Raw genomic sequence first — 16,545 nt, forward strand, 5'->3', positions numbered from 1 at the left:
CCTACCGAGGTGCCTGCATCGCCGGCAAGCCGGGCTCCTACAGGGGACGTGTCAGCCTTTTGTGCGGCGAGCCTTGAAGAACTCGCTCAGCACGGTCCCGCACTCTTCGGCCAACACCCCACCCTCAAACAGCACCTTATGATTGAGAAAGCCCTGGGTAAAAAACTGCCCCTGGCTCTGCACAATCCCCGCCTTGGGTTCCAGCGCGCCGTACACCACTCGCGCAATCCGCGAATGCACGATCAGGCCGGCGCACATGCTGCATGGCTCCAGCGTCACATACAGCGTGCTGCCCACCAGCCGGTAATTGCTGATGGCTTGCGCGGCGGCGCGGATGGCGACCATCTCGGCATGGGCGCTGGGGTCGTTGCCGCTGATGGGGCAATTGAAGCCACGGCCGATGATTTCACCGTCCTGCACCAGCACCGCGCCCACCGGCACTTCGCCCAGCGCGGCGCCTTGGGTGGCAAGGGCCAGGGCTTCGCGCATAAAGTCCTGGTCGCGGCTGCGGTCGATGATGGCGGCGGGGCGAAACTGGCGCATCACGCCACCTCGATGGCGGCCATCAGGCCGGTTTCCATGTGGTCGATCACGTGGCAGTGGAACATCCACACCCCCGGGTTATCCGCCACCAACGCCACGCGGGCACGCTCGTTCTTGCCCAGCAGGTAGGTGTCAGTGAAATACGGGATCACCTTGTGGCGGTTCGAGGCGATCACCTTGAAGCTCATGCCGTGCAAGTGGATCGGGTGCTGGTACTGGGTCATGTTCTTCAATTCGAAAATGTAGCTCTTGCCCTTCTCCAGCTTGGCAATCGGGCGGTCGGCGCAGGTCTTGTCGGTGATGTCCCAGGCCTTGCCGTTGATTTGCCACAGGCTCGGCGGCTTGCCATTGTCGGTATCGACCGACACAGAACCGACCCATTCGAAATTGAAGTTGAGTTTCTCGGCATTGGCCAGGTCGGGCTCGGCAATCGGATTGGCGGGCAACGCGGGTGGCCATTCGGTGGGCGCATCGGCGTTGGCCACCGAGCGGAAGGTGCCCAGGCGCACCGGGCCGTTGCGAATCGACAGTTCTTCGCCGGCCGCTGGCGCCTTGATCGCCAGGCAGATGCGCATGCCGGGGCCGAGCCAGTATTCCTTGCCCAGCGGGCGCGGCTCCACGGGGTTGCCGTCCAGCGCGTAGATCTGCGCTTCGGCGTCGGGAATATTGATGCGATAGGTCAGGGTGTTGTCGAGGTTGAGCAGGCGCACGCGGGTGATTTGCCCGGCCGGCAGGTCGATGACCGCCTGGGACACCCCGTTGATGGTCGACAGGCGCCCCGCCGTGCCGCCGCGTGCTGCCTCGCGAGGTACGCTGAACGCGACAAAGGCGCCCTCCTCGTCCACGTGCCAGCTTTTCAGGCTCAGGGTGCGTTCGTGCTTGAAGCCGGTGGGCTCGCGCTCTTCGATGATCAGCGGGCCGACCAGGCCACGGCCGAGTTCTTCGCTGCTGTTCACGTGGGGGTGATACCAGTAGCTGCCGGCGTCGGGCACTCGGAACTTGTAGTCGAAATATTCGCCGGGCAGTACCGGCAGCTGTGAGACGTAGGGCACGCCGTCCATTTCCAGCGGCAGGCGGATGCCGTGCCAGTGGATGGTGGTCGCGACCGGCAGGTGGTTGATGAAACGCACCCGCAGCCATTCGCCCTGGCGCACACGCAACTCGGTGCCCGGCGCCGATGGGCCGAACGCCCAGGCCTGGGTCTTGTGCCCTGGCACCAGTTCCACGTCCAGGGGCGCGGCGATCAGTTCGTAATCGTGGCCCGCCTCGGACTCGGCGACTTTCCCCAGCCAGTAGCGGTAGGCGCCACCGGCACCGACGCCCACGACGGCGAGGCCTGCAAGGCCACCCAGGATTTGTCGACGGGAAAAGGATCGGGACACAACAACCTCACGTATCTGCCGCAGGCCAGGGCCTGCAAAGGGCAGATACGATACACCGGCATCGGCTAAACAGTAAGGCTTCGCATTGCCGCACGGCCAAAACCAACGACCCTCCCCTGTAGGAGCCGGCTTGCCGGCGATGGCGCAGGGTCAGTCAATGGGGTGTTGACTGACACTCCGCTATCGCTGGCAAGCCAGCTCCTACAGGGGATTGCGGTGTTATTTAGTGCTTGGCAGCGGCGCCCAGGATCAGCGCTTTCATCTCGGCCACGGCGCCTTTGAAACCGACGAACAGGGCGTGTGCCACCAAGGCATGGCCAATGTTCAGCTCGTTGATGCCTTTGATCGCCGCCACCGCCTCAACGTTGTGGTAATGCAGGCCGTGGCCGGCATTGACGATCAGGCCTTCCTTGAGGCCGCAGCTCACGCCGTCGATGATGCGTTGCAGCTCGTCCGCCACTTCGGTGGGCGTGGTGGCATCGGCGTAACGGCCGGTGTGCAGTTCGATGGCCGGCGCGCCGACACGGCGGGAGGCTTCGATCTGGCGCTCGTCGGCGTCGATGAACAGCGAGACTTCACTGCCGAGCTTCGACAGGCGCTCAACTGCGGCCTTAATGCGCGCCTCTTGGCCGGCCACGTCGAGGCCACCTTCGGTGGTCAGTTCCTGGCGGGTTTCGGGCACCAGGCAGATGTGCGCCGGGCGGATGCGTTCGGCGAACTGCATCATCTCTTCGGTGACGCCCATCTCGAAATTCATGCGGGTTTGCAGCACATCCTTGAGCACCAGCACATCGCGCTCCTGGATGTGGCGGCGGTCTTCGCGCAGGTGCACGGTGATGCCGTCGGCGCCCGCTTCTTCGGCGTCCAGCGCGGCCTTGACCGGGTCAGGGTAACGGGTGCCCCGGGCCTGGCGCAGGGTGGCGACGTGGTCGATGTTGACGCCAAGAAGAATGCGATTGCTGGTGGTCACGGAAGCGCTCCTGAAAAGGGAAAGAAACGCCGCACAGCATACACGGGGTTGTCAGGGCTTTCGAAACAACTCGCGACTGACCAGCGGCCGTCCGCCCAAGTGCACGGCCAGGGCCTGGCGCATCAGGCGCTTGGCGGCGGACAAGGCACCGGGGGCGGTCCAGTCGGCTTCGCTCATAGCCAACAGCTCGGTGCCCTGGAACAGGCCGGGTTGCAGCAGGTATACGCGCTCCAGGCCCGCGTCGACTTGCAGGCGATACATGCCGTCGGCGGCGATGGGCTCGCCGTGCAGGTCGTTGGCCAACTCGAAACCGTAGCCCAGGTCGTCGAGCAGGCGCCATTCGAAAGCGCGCAGCAGCGGCTCCAATGGGCGGCCTTCGGCCAGGGCCAGCAAGGTGGCGGCATAGTGATCGAACACGGCGGGGTGCGGGTCTTCGGCTGGCAGCAGGCGAATCAGCAGTTCGTTGAGGTACAGGCCGCTGAACAGCGCCTCGCCATTGAGCCAGGCGGAGGTGCCGACACTTTCCATGCGGCCGACGTTTTTCAACTCGCCCTTGCCACGAAACTCCACGTCCAGCGCCACGAAAGGTCGTGCCAGGGTGCCCGCCTTGCCCCGTGCGCTGCGCAAGACGGCGCGCAGGCGGCCTTGGGGCGTGAGGAAATCCACCAGGGCGCTGGTCTCGCGGTAGGCGCGGCTGTGCAGGACGTAGGCGGGCTGGCTGGGGGGTGGGGATTGGGACATGGCAGTCTCTTCGCGGAACTTAAGAACAGCGATAAACCAATGTGGGAGCGGGCTTGCCCGCGATGCAGGCAACCCGGTTGTTCAGTTACACCGTGCTGATGCTATCGCAGGCAAGCCAGCTCCCACACAAGCCGGCTCCTACAGGGGGGGACGGTGTGTTAGAGGTCGCCGTAGCCCAGGGAGCGCAGTGCGCGTTCGTCGTCGGACCAGCCGCCTTTCACCTTCACCCACAGGTTGAGCATGATCTTGGAGTCGAACAGCAGCTCCATGTCCTTGCGCGCTTCGGTGCCGATGCGCTTGATGCGCTCGCCCTTGTCGCCAATGATGATTTTCTTCTGGCCGTCACGTTCGACGAGGATCAGCGCATGGATGTGCAAGGTCTTGCCCTGCTGCTTGAACTCTTCGATCTCGACGGTGATCTGGTACGGCAGCTCGGCACCCATCTGGCGCATGATTTTCTCGCGTACCAGTTCGGCGGCGAGGAAACGGCTGCTGCGGTCGGTGATCTGGTCTTCCGGGAAGAAGTGCTCGTTCTCCGGCAGGTGCTCGGCGATCACGCGCTCCAGTGCATCAAGGTTGTGGCCGTGCTGGGCCGAGATCGGGATGATCTGGGCGTTCGGCAGTTGTTCCTGAAGCCAGCTCAGGTGCGGCATCAGTTCGGCTTTGTCTTCGATGCGGTCGGTCTTGTTCAGCGCGACGATCAACGGGCCGGTGACGTACTGCACGCGCTCCAGGACCATCTGGTCTTCGTCGGTCCACTTGGTGCGGTCGACCACGAAGATCACCACGTCGACGTCTTTCAACGCCGCCGAAGCGGTCTTGTTCATGTAGCGGTTGAGGGCTTTCTCGCCGCCTTTGTGCATACCCGGGGTGTCGACGTAGACCGCTTGCACATTGCCTTCGGTCTTGATGCCCAGCATGTTGTGGCGGGTGGTCTGCGGCTTGCGCGAAGTGATCGCGAGCTTCTGGCCGAGGATGTGGTTGAGCAACGTGGACTTGCCCACGTTCGGGCGGCCGACGATGGCAACATAGCCACAGCGTGTTGCGGTTGAATCAGTCATGGCCATTCTCCACGCCCAGGGCAATCAGTGCTGCTGCGGCCGCTACCTGTTCGGCAATACGACGGCTCACACCCTGACCTCGGCTTTTTTCGTTCAGTAAGGTGATTTCACATTCCACGAAGAACACGCGGCAATGGGGTTCACCCTGGATATCCACCACTTCGTAGCGTGGCAGTTCGCAACCGCGGGACTGCAGGAATTCCTGCAGGCGGGTCTTGGGGTCTTTGTTGGTGTCGACCAGCGTGAGGCTTTCGATCTCGGAGGTCAGCCAGGCGGTGACGCGCTCCTTGGCCGCTTCCATGCCTGCGTCCAGATAGATCGCACCGATCAGCGCTTCGAGGGCGTCGGCCAGGATCGACTCGCGACGGAAACCGCCGCTCTTAAGCTCGCCGGAGCCCAGGCGCAGGTACTCGCCCAGGCCGAAACCACGGGCCAGCACGGCCAGGGTCTCGCCCTTCACCAGGCGCGCACGCAGGCGCGACAGCTGGCCTTCACGGGCTTGGGGGAAACGCTCGAACAGCGCTTCACCGGCGACGAAATTGAGGATGGCATCACCGAGGAATTCCAGGCGCTCGTTGTTACGCCCGGCAAAACTGCGGTGTGTGAGGGCAAGGACCATCAATTCCTGGTCCTTGAAGGTGTAGCCGAGCTGGCGCTCGAGACGACTTAGAGAAACGGTCACGGTTTATCCATATCTAGTTGGTGGCACCGGCGGCCATCGACGATTGACGCAGTGTTCAAATTCAAATCCTGGTTGGTGCTGCTTGGGGCCGGCAACAACATTGTCCCGGCCCCAGAAAAGCATTCGGCGCTGTGTTCACAGCGCCGCTTGTATTACTTGATCAGCCCGACCCGCGAGAAGTTCGGCAGGTGGCTGAGCTTGGGTTCCGGCCAGCTCATCCAGACCGCAAAGGCCTTGCCGACGATGTTCTCGTCGGGGACCATGCCCAGCAGGTCCTTGGGAATGTTGGGGTCATCCCAGTACCGGCTGTCGTTGGAGTTGTCGCGGTTGTCGCCCATCATGAAGTAGTGCCCGGCTGGCACTTTCCACTCGCCATCGGGCATCGCGCGGTAGCGGCTCATTTCCTTGCGGATTTCGTGCTCCACCGCACCGAGTTTTTCCAGGTACAGCTCGGCGCTGCCCAGGGTGTTCGGCTCGGCGCCGATCAGTTTCTCGGCAACCGACTCACCATTGACGAACAAACGCTTGTCGCTGGTGTAGCGGATCACGTCACCCGGCAGGCCCACCACACGCTTGATGTAGTTGACGTTCGGGTCGCTTGGGTAGCGGAACACCATCACATCGCCACGCTGCGGGTCACCCACCTGGATGACCTTCTTGTCGATCACCGGCAGGCGAATCCCGTAGGAGAACTTGTTCACCAGGATGAAGTCGCCCACGTCCAGGGTCGGTTTCATCGACCCCGAAGGGATCTGGAACGGCTCCACCAGGAACGAACGCAACACCAGCACGATGAACAGCACCGGGAAGAACGACTTGCCGTATTCAACCAGCAGGGGCTCTTTGTTCAGTTTTTCGATCACCACGGCATCGGGCTGGCCGACGCTGCCCTGATAGGACGCGATAGCCGCCCGCCGACGCGGGGCGAAGAACACCAGATCGAGCAACGCCAGGAGACCGCAAACGGCAACGGCGATGACCAGCAACAGCGGGAAATTTAGTGACATAGGACCTAACTATCCAACCTGAGCACCGCAAGGAAGGCTTCTTGTGGAACTTCCACGTTGCCTACTTGCTTCATGCGTTTTTTACCGGCCTTTTGCTTCTCAAGCAGCTTGCGCTTACGGCTTACGTCACCGCCGTAGCATTTGGCCAGTACGTTCTTTCTGAGTGCCTTGACGGAGGTCCGTGCAATGATCTGCCCGCCAATGGCGGCCTGGATCGCGACGTCGAACATCTGGCGCGGAATCAGTTCTTTCATCTTCTCGGTCAACTGGCGACCTTTGTAGTGCGCGTTGTCCTTGTGCACGATCAGCGCCAGGGCATCAACCTTGTCGCCGTTGATCAGCACGTCCAGCTTCACCAGATTAGCCGATTGGTAACGGTCGAAATGGTAATCCAGCGAAGCATAGCCGCGGCTGGTGGACTTGAGGCGGTCGAAGAAGTCCAGGACCACTTCGTTCATCGGCATGTCGTAGGTCACTTGCACCTGGGTACCGAGGAACAGCATGTCGCGTTGTACGCCACGCTTTTCGATACACAGGGTGATGACGTTGCCCAGGTGCTCCTGCGGAACCAGGATATTGGCCCGCACGATAGGCTCGCGCATGTCTTCGATGGCCGAGAGATCCGGGAGCTTGGACGGGTTGTCGACGTAAATCGTTTCACCGGTTTTCAGCAACAGCTCAAAAATAACCGTTGGCGCGGTGGTGATCAGGTCCAGGTCGTATTCGCGCTCGAGGCGCTCCTGGATGATTTCCATGTGCAGCATGCCCAGGAAGCCGCAGCGGAAGCCGAAGCCCAGGGCGTCGGAGCTTTCCGGGGTGTACTGCAACGACGAGTCGTTGAGGGTCAGCTTTTGCAGGGCTTCGCGGAAGTCTTCGAAGTCATCGGAGCTGACCGGGAACAAGCCGGCGTAGACCTGTGGCTGGATGCGCTTGAAGCCTGGCAGCACGTCGACGTCGGGCGTGGAGCTCAAGGTCAGGGTGTCACCCACCGGCGCACCGTGAATGTCCTTGATGCCGGCGATGATGAAGCCTACTTCACCAGCTTTCAGATCAACGGTAGCGGTGTGCTTGGGGTTGAACACACCGACGCTGTCCACCAGGTGGATCTTGCCGGTGGATTTGACCAGGATCTTGTCACCCTTCTTCACACGGCCGTGGCGCACGCGTACCAGGGAGACAACGCCCAGGTAGTTGTCGAACCAGGAGTCGATGATCAACGCTTGCAGCGGATCGTCGTAGTTGCCGGTCGGTGCCGGGATGGTCTGGACCAGGCGTTCGAGCACTTCGTCGACACCCAGGCCGGTCTTGGCGCTGCAGGTGACGGCGTCGGTGGCGTCGATGCCGATGATCTTCTCGATCTCTTCCTTGACGCGCTCGGGCTCGGCCTGTGGCAGGTCGATCTTGTTCAGCACGGGCATGACTTCCAGGCCCTGCTCGATCGCGGTGTAGCAGTTGGCAACCGATTGCGCTTCAACGCCCTGGCCGGCGTCAACCACCAGCAAGGCACCTTCACAGGCCGCCAGGGAACGGCTGACTTCGTAGGTGAAGTCGACGTGGCCCGGGGTGTCAATGAAGTTCAGCTGGTAGGTGATGCCGTCTTTGGCTTTGTAGTACAGCGTAACGCTGTGGGCCTTGATGGTGATCCCGCGCTCGCGTTCGAGGTCCATGGAATCCAGTACCTGGGCTTCCATTTCACGCTCGGCAAGGCCGCCGCACATCTGGATAAATCGATCGGCCAGCGTCGACTTGCCATGGTCAATGTGGGCGATGATGGAGAAATTGCGGATATGACTCAAATCACTCACGGATCAACACTCAAAAAGGCTGCAGGCAGATTGCCCGCTGAAAAATAGCCGGGAATTGTACCTGATGCTCTGGCCAGACGTCATCTTTGCTGACCAGAACAAAAATGCCCCGATCTCTCGAACGGGGCATTTTTTGAACATAAGCGCGGTATCAACCGGCCCGGCGCAACAGCCAGAACCCGGCCAGGGCGCAAATGGTGGTGGGCACCAGCACCGCAAACAGCGGCGAGAAACCGAACACCAGGCTCGAGGGGCCGAGCAGGTCCTGGGCAATGCGGAAGGTAAAACCTACCAGCACGCCGGTGAACACACGCTGGCCCAGGGTCACGGAGCGCAACGGCCCGAAGATGAAGGAGATAGCCATCAACACCAGCGCGGCGGTCACCACCGGCTGCAACACTTTGACCCAGAATGCCAGCCAGTAGCGGCCGTTGTTCAGGCCCTGGTCCTTCAGGTAGTGGATATAACCCCAAAGCCCGGAGATCGGCAGGCTTTCGGGGATCATCACCACCGTATTCAGAAGTTCGGGCTTGAGCGCAATATCCCACGCCTCGCTCGGCACGTTGATGACCTCAGTGCTGGCCTTGGTGCCTTGACCGATACTGCGGAAATAAGTGGTGGTGACGTCGGTCAGTTCCCACTTCTGATCACTGTACTGCGCACGTTTGGCAAAGCTGGACGACAGCATGTGACGCTCTTTGTCGAACGTGTAGCGCGTCACACCGATCAACAGGCCGCCCGGTTGCACGGCGTTGATGTGGATGAATTCATCGCCCTGGCGGTGCCACAGGCCGTGCTTGGAGCTTTGCGCATCGCCCGAACCCTGGGCCAGGGCGCGGTTGGCCTGGGCTGCTGCTTCGGAAGGCGGTGCCACGTATTCGCCGATCAGCACGCTGCACGCCATCAGCAGCAGCATGGGCTTCATCACCGCCCAGACGATGCGGCCGATGGAAACACCGGCTGCGCGCATGATGGTCAGTTCGCTGCTGCTGGCCAGGCTGCCCAGGCCGATCAGGCAACCGATCAACGCGGCCATCGGCATCATGTCGTAGAGGCGACGCGGCGCGGTGAGCGCCACGAAGCCCAGCACGTCCATGACCGTATAGGTATTGGTGACGTTGCCGACTTCATCAATGAAGGCGAACAACGAAGCCAGGCCGAGGATGATACCCAGTACCGCCAGGATGGCGATCAGTACGCTGCTACCAATGTAGCGATCTAGCTTAGCCACGAGCCAGCTCCTTCAGGCCACGACGGCTCTTCATTTTCAAACGAATAGGTTCCCAGTAGAGCAACCCCAGGCCGATCGCCAGGAAAATCCCGTGCACCCACCACAGGCCCAGGACCGGCGACAACTTGCCTTTCTCCAGGGAACCACGGGCGGAAATCAGGATGGTGAGGTAGGCCATGTACAGCAGGATCGCCGGCAACAGCTTGAGGAACCGGCCCTGGCGCGGATTGACACGCGACAGCGGCACGGCCATCAGCGTGACGATGAACACCAGCAACGGCAGGGAAATACGCCATTGCAGTTCGGCGATGGAGCGCAGTTCCTGGCTACCGAACAGCGACGAAGTCGGCAAGGCATCGCGGTCGGTTACTTCGTCACTGACGTCGGGTTTGGCAAGCATCACGCCATAGGTGTCGTACTTGATTGCACGATAGTCCGCCAGGCCAGGGCTGCCGTCGTAGCGGTAGCCATTTTCGAGGATCAGGTAACGGCTGCCGTCAGGGCGCACTTCCTGGCGGCCGGTGTCGGCCACCAGAATGGAAATGCCGCGGTCTTTCTGGTTCTGCCCCTGGTTCTTCTGGGAGATGAACACGCCGCCGAGGTTGGCGCGATCTTCCGTCATGGTTTCGGTGTAGGTCACCCGCGTGCCGTCATTGAGCGCCTGGAAACGCCCTGGTTCGAGGGTGTCGAACTCGGTCATGGCGTCCTGCTTGTTCAGCAGCAACTGGAACTGCATGGCCCCTTGTGGCGCCAGGCTCATGCTCAACCAGGCCACCACCAGCGCAACGCCGGCCGCCGGCACCATGGTCATGGCCAGCAAACGCTGCTGGCTCATCCCGGTGGCAGACAGCACGGTCATCTCGCTCTCAAGGTACAACCGGCCGTAAGCCAGCAAGATGCCGAGGAACAGGCCAAGTGGCAGGATAAGCTGCAGGAAGCCCGGCAGGCGGAAGCCCATGATCAGGAACAACGAGCCCGGATCCAGGGCGCCCGAGGCGGCCTGGGCAAGGAACTTGACGAAACGACCACTCATGGTGATGACCAGCAATACCGCACTCACGGCACTCAGGGTCAACAGGACTTCGCGGGACAGATAACGGAAGACGATCAAACCAGACACTCCAGGGTTGTCAGGCTAAGGCGGCCAAACAAGCAAGCATACCAGTCAGCCCATTCACACGGGCCGGCTAAAAAGATGGCGCATTATCCTGTGATTGGCCGCGCCTGTCACTGCGCAACCTCATGCGCGTACACAAAGCTGCCGGCAAGGGTTGTCAGGCTCCGCTGGCGAGGTTCAAACTGCGGCCTTTGTCGCTGGCGGTTTACACAGCTGCCATGCTTTAAAGCCTGCGTACAAACGCCAGGCTCTCAGACCTTTATAAGGGACCCGAAAATGGAATTGGTTGTAAAAAGCGTTAGCCCCGAAACGTTGAAAACCGCCACCCTCGTGGTCGCTGTCGGCGAAGGCCGCAAACTCGGCGTCGCCGCCAAGCAACTGGATGAACTGAGCGGCGGCGCCATCAGCGCGGTCCTCAAGCGCGGCGACCTGGCCGGCAAAGTGGGCCAGAGCCTGCTGTTGCAAAGCCTGCCCAACCTCAAGGCCGACCGCGTATTGCTGGTGGGCGTGGGCAAAGATGCAGAGCTGGGCGACCGCCCTTTCCGCAAAATCGTCAGCGGCATTCTCAACACCCTCAAAGGCCTGGGCGGCACCGATGCGGCCCTGGCGCTGGATGAAGTGGTGGTCAAAGGCCGTGACAGCTACGGCAAGACCCGCCTGCTGGCCGAAAGCCTGGTGGACGGTGGCTATATCTTCGACCAATTCAAGAGCACCAAGGCCGAACCTCGCGCCCTGAAAAAAATCACCCTGCTGACCATCAAGGCTGCCCAGGCTGAAGTCGAGCGCGCCGTGACCCACGCCACCGCCATCGCCAAGGGTATGTCGTTCACCCGTGACCTGGGTAACCTGCCGCCGAACATCTGCCACCCCACCTTCCTCGGCGAACAGGCCAAGGCACTGGGCAAAGAGTTCAAGGGCCTGAAGGTCGAAGTGCTGGACGAGAAGAAGATCAAGGAACTGGGCATGGGCTCGTTCTACGCCGTGGGCCAGGGCAGCGACCAGCCGCCACGCTTGATCGTGATGCAATACAACGGCGGCAAGAAGTCCGAGAAGCCTTACGCCCTGGTCGGCAAAGGCATCACCTTCGACACCGGCGGCATCAGCCTCAAGCCGGGCCTGGGCATGGACGAAATGAAGTACGACATGGGCGGCGCCGCCAGCGTATTCGGCACCCTGCGTGCCGTGCTGGAACTCAAGCTGCCGATCAACCTGGTGTGCATCCTGGCCTGTGCCGAGAACATGCCGAGCGGCGGCGCGACCCGTCCGGGCGACATCGTCACCACCCTGAGCGGCCAGACCGTCGAAATCCTCAACACCGACGCCGAAGGCCGTTTGGTGCTGTGCGACGCCCTGACCTACGCCGAGCGCTTCAAGCCGCAGGCCGTGATCGACATCGCCACCCTGACCGGTGCCTGCATCGTGGCCCTGGGCTCTCACACTTCGGGCCTGCTGGGTAACAGCGACGAGCTGATCGAGCAACTGCTCAGCGCCGGTAAAGCCGCCGACGACCGCGCCTGGCAGCTGCCGCTGTTCGATGAGTACCAGGAACAGCTGGACAGTCCGTTCGCCGACATCGCCAACATCGGCGGCCCGAAAGCCGGCACCATCACCGCGGCCTGCTTCCTGTCGCGCTTTGCCAAGAACTTCAACTGGGCGCACCTGGACATCGCCGGCACGGCCTGGACCAGCGGCGGCAAGGACAAGGGCGCCACTGGCCGTCCGGTTCCCCTGCTGACCCAGTACCTGCTGGATCGCGCCAAGGCCTAAGGCAAACCCTGTGTAGGAGCCGGCTTGCCGGCGATGAGGTCTTAGAGCCTTGCGGCGCTCTGAAGGACGCCATCGCCGGCAAGCCGGCTCCTACAGGGGGTTATGCGTAAGCCCAGGAAATGTAATGACCCAAGTCGACTTCTATATATTGCCCAGCGCCGACCCACTCGCGCGCCTGGACTTTGCCTGCAAACTCACCGAAAAAGCCTGGCGCATGGGCCACCGCATCTACCTGCATTGCAGCGATGCCACCCAGCGCGACGAACTGGACGCCCGCCTGTGGCGTTTCAAGGGCGAAAGTTTCGTGCCCCACGGCCCCGCCGAGTCCGAACCCGACGGCCTAGTTGTCCTGGGTTTGGGGGACAGTTGCGGCGATCACCATGACCTGTTGGTCAACCTGGACCTGAAAGTGCCGCCTTTTGCCAAGGCTTTTGCCCGTGTGGCGGAAGTGGTGGTGGAAGACCCGGCTATTCGTCAGGCCGCACGGGAGAGTTTCCGTTTCTACCGTGAACAGGGCTATCCTCTTCAAGATCACCGGCTACAACGACTTTGAGTAAACGATGGACACTCCCAACCCTATAAAAAAAGACGACCACCTGCTGGACGACCTGGAGTCGATCCGCCAGTTGCTCGGTGATGATGACTTGCAACCGCCGCTGTTGACCGAATCGGTCGAGGGCGAGGTACAGATTCCGCTGCTGTTCGACATGGTCGGCGGCAAGCCCGTGACACCCGAGCCGGTTGCTGAGGCTCCCGCTGCCGAACCTGCGCCTGCCGCGGCTGAAAAAGCGCCGGACGCCTTGCTGCTGCACTTGGACAACGAACTGCGCGCCGCCGCCCAATTGATCATGCAAGACGTGATCGACGATTTTGCCCCGCATATCGAGGCGGAGATCAAACGTCGGATGGATGCGCGGATGGAGCGGCTGCTCAGCCAATACCAGTCCTGAGATGGACATATATCTCCTGTGGGAGCTGGCTTGCCTGCGATAGCGGTGTATCAGTCACTGATGAGTTGACTGACAGATAGCTATCGTAGGCAAGCCAGCTCCCACATTGGTTTGCATCGACCTTTAGGCCGTCTTCAACTCGCCCTCCACGCCCTGCCCCGTTATACTTGCCGGCTTTCCTGAATAAATGCCAACTAGGGTCCCGCCGCGCATGGATAAGACCTACCAGCCGCACGCCATCGAAACTTCCTGGTACAACACCTGGGAATCCGAGAATTATTTCGCCCCGCAAGGCGCGGGCGATTCCTACACCATCATGATTCCGCCACCGAACGTCACTGGCAGCCTGCACATGGGCCATGGCTTCAACAATGCGATCATGGATGCGTTGATCCGTTTCCGCCGCATGCAGGGCCGCAACACCCTGTGGCAGCCGGGCACCGACCACGCCGGTATCGCCACCCAGATGCTGGTGGAACGCCAACTCGAAGCCACTGGCCAGAACCGCCACGACCTGGGCCGCGAGAAATTCCTGGAAAAAGTCTGGGAATGGAAAGACCAGTCCGGCGGCAACATCAGCCGTCAGATCCGTCGCCTGGGTTCGTCCGTCGACTGGAGCCGCGAGCGCTTCACCATGGACGACGGCCTGTCGGAAGCCGTTAAAGAAGCCTTCGTGCGCCTGCACGAAGACGGCCTGATCTACCGCGGCAAGCGCCTGGTCAACTGGGACACCAAGTTGCACACGGCAATCTCCGACCTCGAAGTTGAAAACCACGACGAGAAGGGTTTCCTGTGGAACCTCAAGTACCCGCTGGCCGACGGCGCCAAGACCGCTGAAGGCAATGATTACCTGATCGTCGCCACCACCCGTCCGGAAACCATGCTCGGCGACGCCGCCGTCGCGGTTAACCCGAACGACGAGCGCTACCAGGCGCTGATCGGCAAGTTCGTCGAACTGCCCTTGGTTGGCCGTCGAATCCCGATCATCGCGGACGACTACTGCGACCCTGAATTCGGCACCGGCTGCGTGAAAATCACCCCGGCCCACGATTTCAACGACTACGAAGTCGGCAAGCGCCACAACCTGCCACTGCTGAACATCTTCGATAAAAACGCCGCCGTATTGCCGGCCTGCCAGGTGTTCAACCTGGACGGCACGCTGAACGAAAGCATCGACGGCAAGATCCCGTCCGAATACGCCGGCCTCGACCGCTTCGAAGCGCGCAAGCAGATCGTCGCCGCCTTCGACGCTGCCGGCCTGCTGGTGAGCGTTGACGACCACGGCCTGAAAGTGCCGAAGGGCGACCGTTCCGGCACCGTGATCGAGCCGTGGCTGACCGACCAGTGGTACGTGTCCACCAAGCCGTTGGCAGAACCTGCCATCGCCGCCGTGGAAGACGGCCGTATCCAATTCGTGCCCAAGCAGTACGAAAACATGTACTTCTCGTGGATGCGTGACATCCAGGATTGGTGCATCAGCCGTCAACTGTGGTGGGGCCACCGTATTCCGGCCTGGTACGACGAGTCGGGCAAGGTCTATGTCGGCCGCGACGAAGCCGAAGTGCGTGCCAAGCACAACCTCGGTGCCGACGTAGCGCTGCAGCAGGACAATGACGTACTGGACACCTGGTTCAGCTCGGGCCTGTGGACCTTCTCCACCTTGGGCTGGCCGCAGCAGACCGAATTCCTCAAGAAATTCCACTCCACCGACGTGCTGGTCACCGGCTTCGACATCATTTTCTTCTGGGTTGCCCGGATGATCATGCTGACCATGCACCTGGTGAAGAACGAGGATGGCACCCCGCAGGTTCCGTTCAAGACCGTGTACGTGCACGGCCTGGTGCGTGATGGCCAGGGCCAGAAGATGTCCAAGTCCAAGGGCAACGTGCTGGACCCGCTGGACATCATCGACGGCATCGACCTGGAAACCCTGGTGCAAAAACGCACCTCGGGCCTGATGCAGCCGAAGCTGGCCAAGAAGATCGAGAAGCAGACCCGCGACGAGTTCGCCGACGGCATCGCCAGCTACGGCACCGACGCCCTGCGTTTCACCTTCTGCTCGCTGGCGTCCACCGGTCGCGACATCAAGTTCGACATGGGCCGCGTCGAAGGCTATCGCAACTTCTGCAACAAGATCTGGAACGCGGCGCGCTACGTGCTGGACAAAGGCGAAGACTGCGGCCAGAACGGCGAAGCCGTCGAACTGAGCCTGGCCGACCGCTGGATCATTTCGCAGCTGCAACGCACCGAAGCCGAAGTGACCCGCCAACTCGACCAGTTCCGTTTCGACCTGGCTGCACAGGCCCTGTACGAGTTCATCTGGAACCAGTATTGCGACTGGTACCTGGAACTGTCCAAGCCTGTGTTGTGGGACGAGAACGCACCGATCGAACGCCAGCGCGGCACTCGCCGCACCCTGGTGCGCGTATTGGAAGTGGCGCTGCGCCTGGCGCACCCGTTCATGCCATTCATCACCGAAGAAATCTGGCAGCGCCTGGCGCCGCTGGCCGGTATCGAAGGCAAGACCATCATGCTGCAGCCTTGGCCTGTGGCCAATGAAGCGCGCATTGATGCGGCGGCCGAAAGCGATATCGAATGGCTCAAGACCCTGATGATGGGTACGCGCAACATCCGCGCAGAGATGAACATCGGCCCGGGCAAGCCATTGGCGGTGTTCGTGAAGAACGCCAGCGCCGAGGATCAGCGTCGTCTCACCGAGAATGATGCACTGCTCAAGAAGCTGGCAAAGCTGGAGTCGATCACTGTATTGGCGGCCGATGCCGAAGCACCGCTGTCTGCCACCGCACTGGTTGGCGAGATGGAAGTGCTGGTGCCGATGGCCGGCCTGATCGACAAGGGCGCGGAACTGGCCCGTCTCGACAAGGAAATTGCACGCCTGCAAGGCGAAGTGCAACGGGTGGGCGGCAAGCTGTCCAACGCGGCATTTGTCGACAAGGCACCGGCAGAAGTGATCGAGAAGGAACGCGCCAAGCTGGCCGAGGCTGAACAGGCCCTGGGCAAGCTGGCGGAGCAACATGCGCGGATTTCCAGCCTCTAAGCTGAAATCTGTGTAAAAAAGAGACCTTCGGGTCTCTTTTTTTATGCCTTGAGAACACCCATCTCCATCTGAACACCCCCGACCAATGTGGGAGCTGGCTTGCCTGCGAAGGCATCGACGCGGTCAGGTTGATTAACCGAGTCGCCTGCATCGCCGGCAAGCCGGCTCCTACAGTTGAACGGGTTAGGCTCAGGATGTGTGACAATGCCCGCCACTTTGAGCCAACACCAG

General features: G+C 61.5%; 14 protein-coding genes. 4 read left to right on the plus strand and 10 right to left on the minus strand.

Translation table 11 applies throughout. The annotated features are described in order from the left end of the window. Positions 1-51: 51 nt before the first annotated feature. The 10 genes from tadA to lptF form a co-directional block, all read right to left on the minus strand. Positions 52-543, minus strand: coding sequence for a tRNA adenosine(34) deaminase TadA (tadA, locus tag HX792_RS04300; RefSeq protein ID WP_176994926.1), 492 nt, complete (start codon positions 541-543; stop codon positions 52-54). After that, complete coding sequence (locus tag HX792_RS04305; protein WP_176994927.1) at positions 543-1,925, minus strand: multicopper oxidase family protein; 1,383 nt, start codon at positions 1,923-1,925, stop codon at positions 543-545. The genes tadA and HX792_RS04305 overlap by 1 nt, the downstream gene beginning before the upstream one ends. A 223-nt stretch (positions 1,926-2,148) precedes the next feature. Then, positions 2,149-2,895 (minus strand): pyridoxine 5'-phosphate synthase, encoded by a 747-nt coding sequence (pdxJ, locus tag HX792_RS04310; RefSeq protein ID WP_176994928.1) that lies wholly within the window; start codon positions 2,893-2,895, stop codon positions 2,149-2,151. Positions 2,896-2,946: 51 nt separating this feature from the next. Beyond that, positions 2,947-3,636: a DNA repair protein RecO gene (gene recO / locus HX792_RS04315; protein ID WP_176994929.1), complete on the minus strand. Its 690-nt coding sequence runs from the start codon at positions 3,634-3,636 to the stop codon at positions 2,947-2,949. Between the two features lie 158 nt (positions 3,637-3,794). Further along, positions 3,795-4,697: a GTPase Era gene (gene era, locus HX792_RS04320; RefSeq protein ID WP_016978271.1), complete on the minus strand. Its 903-nt coding sequence runs from the start codon at positions 4,695-4,697 to the stop codon at positions 3,795-3,797. Continuing rightward, positions 4,690-5,379, minus strand: a complete 690-nt coding sequence (gene rnc, locus HX792_RS04325) for a ribonuclease III (protein ID WP_033902449.1) — start codon at positions 5,377-5,379, stop codon at positions 4,690-4,692. Before rnc ends, era begins: the two co-directional genes overlap by 8 nt. A gap of 152 nt (positions 5,380-5,531) precedes the next feature. Then, complete coding sequence (lepB, locus tag HX792_RS04330; protein ID WP_176994930.1) at positions 5,532-6,386, minus strand: signal peptidase I; 855 nt, start codon at positions 6,384-6,386, stop codon at positions 5,532-5,534. A 5-nt stretch (positions 6,387-6,391) separates the two neighbouring features. After that, positions 6,392-8,191 (minus strand): translation elongation factor 4, encoded by a 1,800-nt coding sequence (lepA, locus tag HX792_RS04335; protein ID WP_176994931.1) that lies wholly within the window; start codon positions 8,189-8,191, stop codon positions 6,392-6,394. 151 nt (positions 8,192-8,342) lie between these two features. Further along, a complete protein-coding gene (gene lptG, locus HX792_RS04340) occupies positions 8,343-9,422 on the minus strand; it encodes an LPS export ABC transporter permease LptG (protein ID WP_176994932.1) in 1,080 nt (359 codons plus the stop codon). Continuing rightward, complete coding sequence (lptF, locus tag HX792_RS04345; RefSeq protein WP_176994933.1) at positions 9,415-10,533, minus strand: LPS export ABC transporter permease LptF; 1,119 nt, start codon at positions 10,531-10,533, stop codon at positions 9,415-9,417. The genes lptG and lptF overlap by 8 nt, the downstream gene beginning before the upstream one ends. Before the next feature lie 282 nt (positions 10,534-10,815). On the opposite strand from lptF, the gene HX792_RS04350 reads away from it, so the two are divergent. The 4 genes from HX792_RS04350 (at position 10,816) to HX792_RS04365 (ending at position 16,314) form a co-directional block, all read left to right on the plus strand. Then, positions 10,816-12,306, plus strand: coding sequence for a leucyl aminopeptidase (locus tag HX792_RS04350; RefSeq protein ID WP_176994934.1), 1,491 nt, complete (start codon positions 10,816-10,818; stop codon positions 12,304-12,306). 124 nt (positions 12,307-12,430) lie between these two features. Further along, the gene (locus HX792_RS04355; RefSeq protein ID WP_176994935.1) at positions 12,431-12,859 is read left to right on the plus strand and encodes a DNA polymerase III subunit chi; all 429 of its coding nucleotides are present in this window, start codon (positions 12,431-12,433) and stop codon (positions 12,857-12,859) included. A gap of 7 nt (positions 12,860-12,866) precedes the next feature. After that, positions 12,867-13,256, plus strand: coding sequence for a DNA polymerase III subunit chi (locus HX792_RS04360; RefSeq protein WP_176994936.1), 390 nt, complete (start codon positions 12,867-12,869; stop codon positions 13,254-13,256). A gap of 211 nt (positions 13,257-13,467) precedes the next feature. Then, positions 13,468-16,314, plus strand: a complete 2,847-nt coding sequence (locus HX792_RS04365) for a valine--tRNA ligase (protein ID WP_176994937.1) — start codon at positions 13,468-13,470, stop codon at positions 16,312-16,314. Positions 16,315-16,545: the final 231 nt, after the last annotated feature.

The organism is Pseudomonas sp. B6002, assembly GCF_013385985.1.
GTDB lineage: Bacteria > Pseudomonadota > Gammaproteobacteria > Pseudomonadales > Pseudomonadaceae > Aquipseudomonas.

What these genes read in the sequence shown, in the direction of transcription:
- HX792_RS04365 (WP_176994937.1), top strand. Translation starts at nt 13,468, where the DNA reads ATGGATAAGACCTACCAGCCGCACGCCATCGAAACTTCCTGGTACAAC.
- HX792_RS04355 (WP_176994935.1), top strand. Translation starts at nt 12,431, where the DNA reads ATGACCCAAGTCGACTTCTATATATTGCCCAGCGCCGACCCACTCGCG.
- era (WP_016978271.1), bottom strand. Translation starts at nt 4,697, where the DNA reads ATGACTGATTCAACCGCAACACGCTGTGGCTATGTTGCCATCGTCGGC.
- HX792_RS04350 (WP_176994934.1), top strand. Translation starts at nt 10,816, where the DNA reads ATGGAATTGGTTGTAAAAAGCGTTAGCCCCGAAACGTTGAAAACCGCC.
- tadA (WP_176994926.1), bottom strand. Translation starts at nt 543, where the DNA reads ATGCGCCAGTTTCGCCCCGCCGCCATCATCGACCGCAGCCGCGACCAG.
- HX792_RS04360 (WP_176994936.1), top strand. Translation starts at nt 12,867, where the DNA reads ATGGACACTCCCAACCCTATAAAAAAAGACGACCACCTGCTGGACGAC.
- recO (WP_176994929.1), bottom strand. Translation starts at nt 3,636, where the DNA reads ATGTCCCAATCCCCACCCCCCAGCCAGCCCGCCTACGTCCTGCACAGC.
- lepB (WP_176994930.1), bottom strand. Translation starts at nt 6,386, where the DNA reads ATGTCACTAAATTTCCCGCTGTTGCTGGTCATCGCCGTTGCCGTTTGC.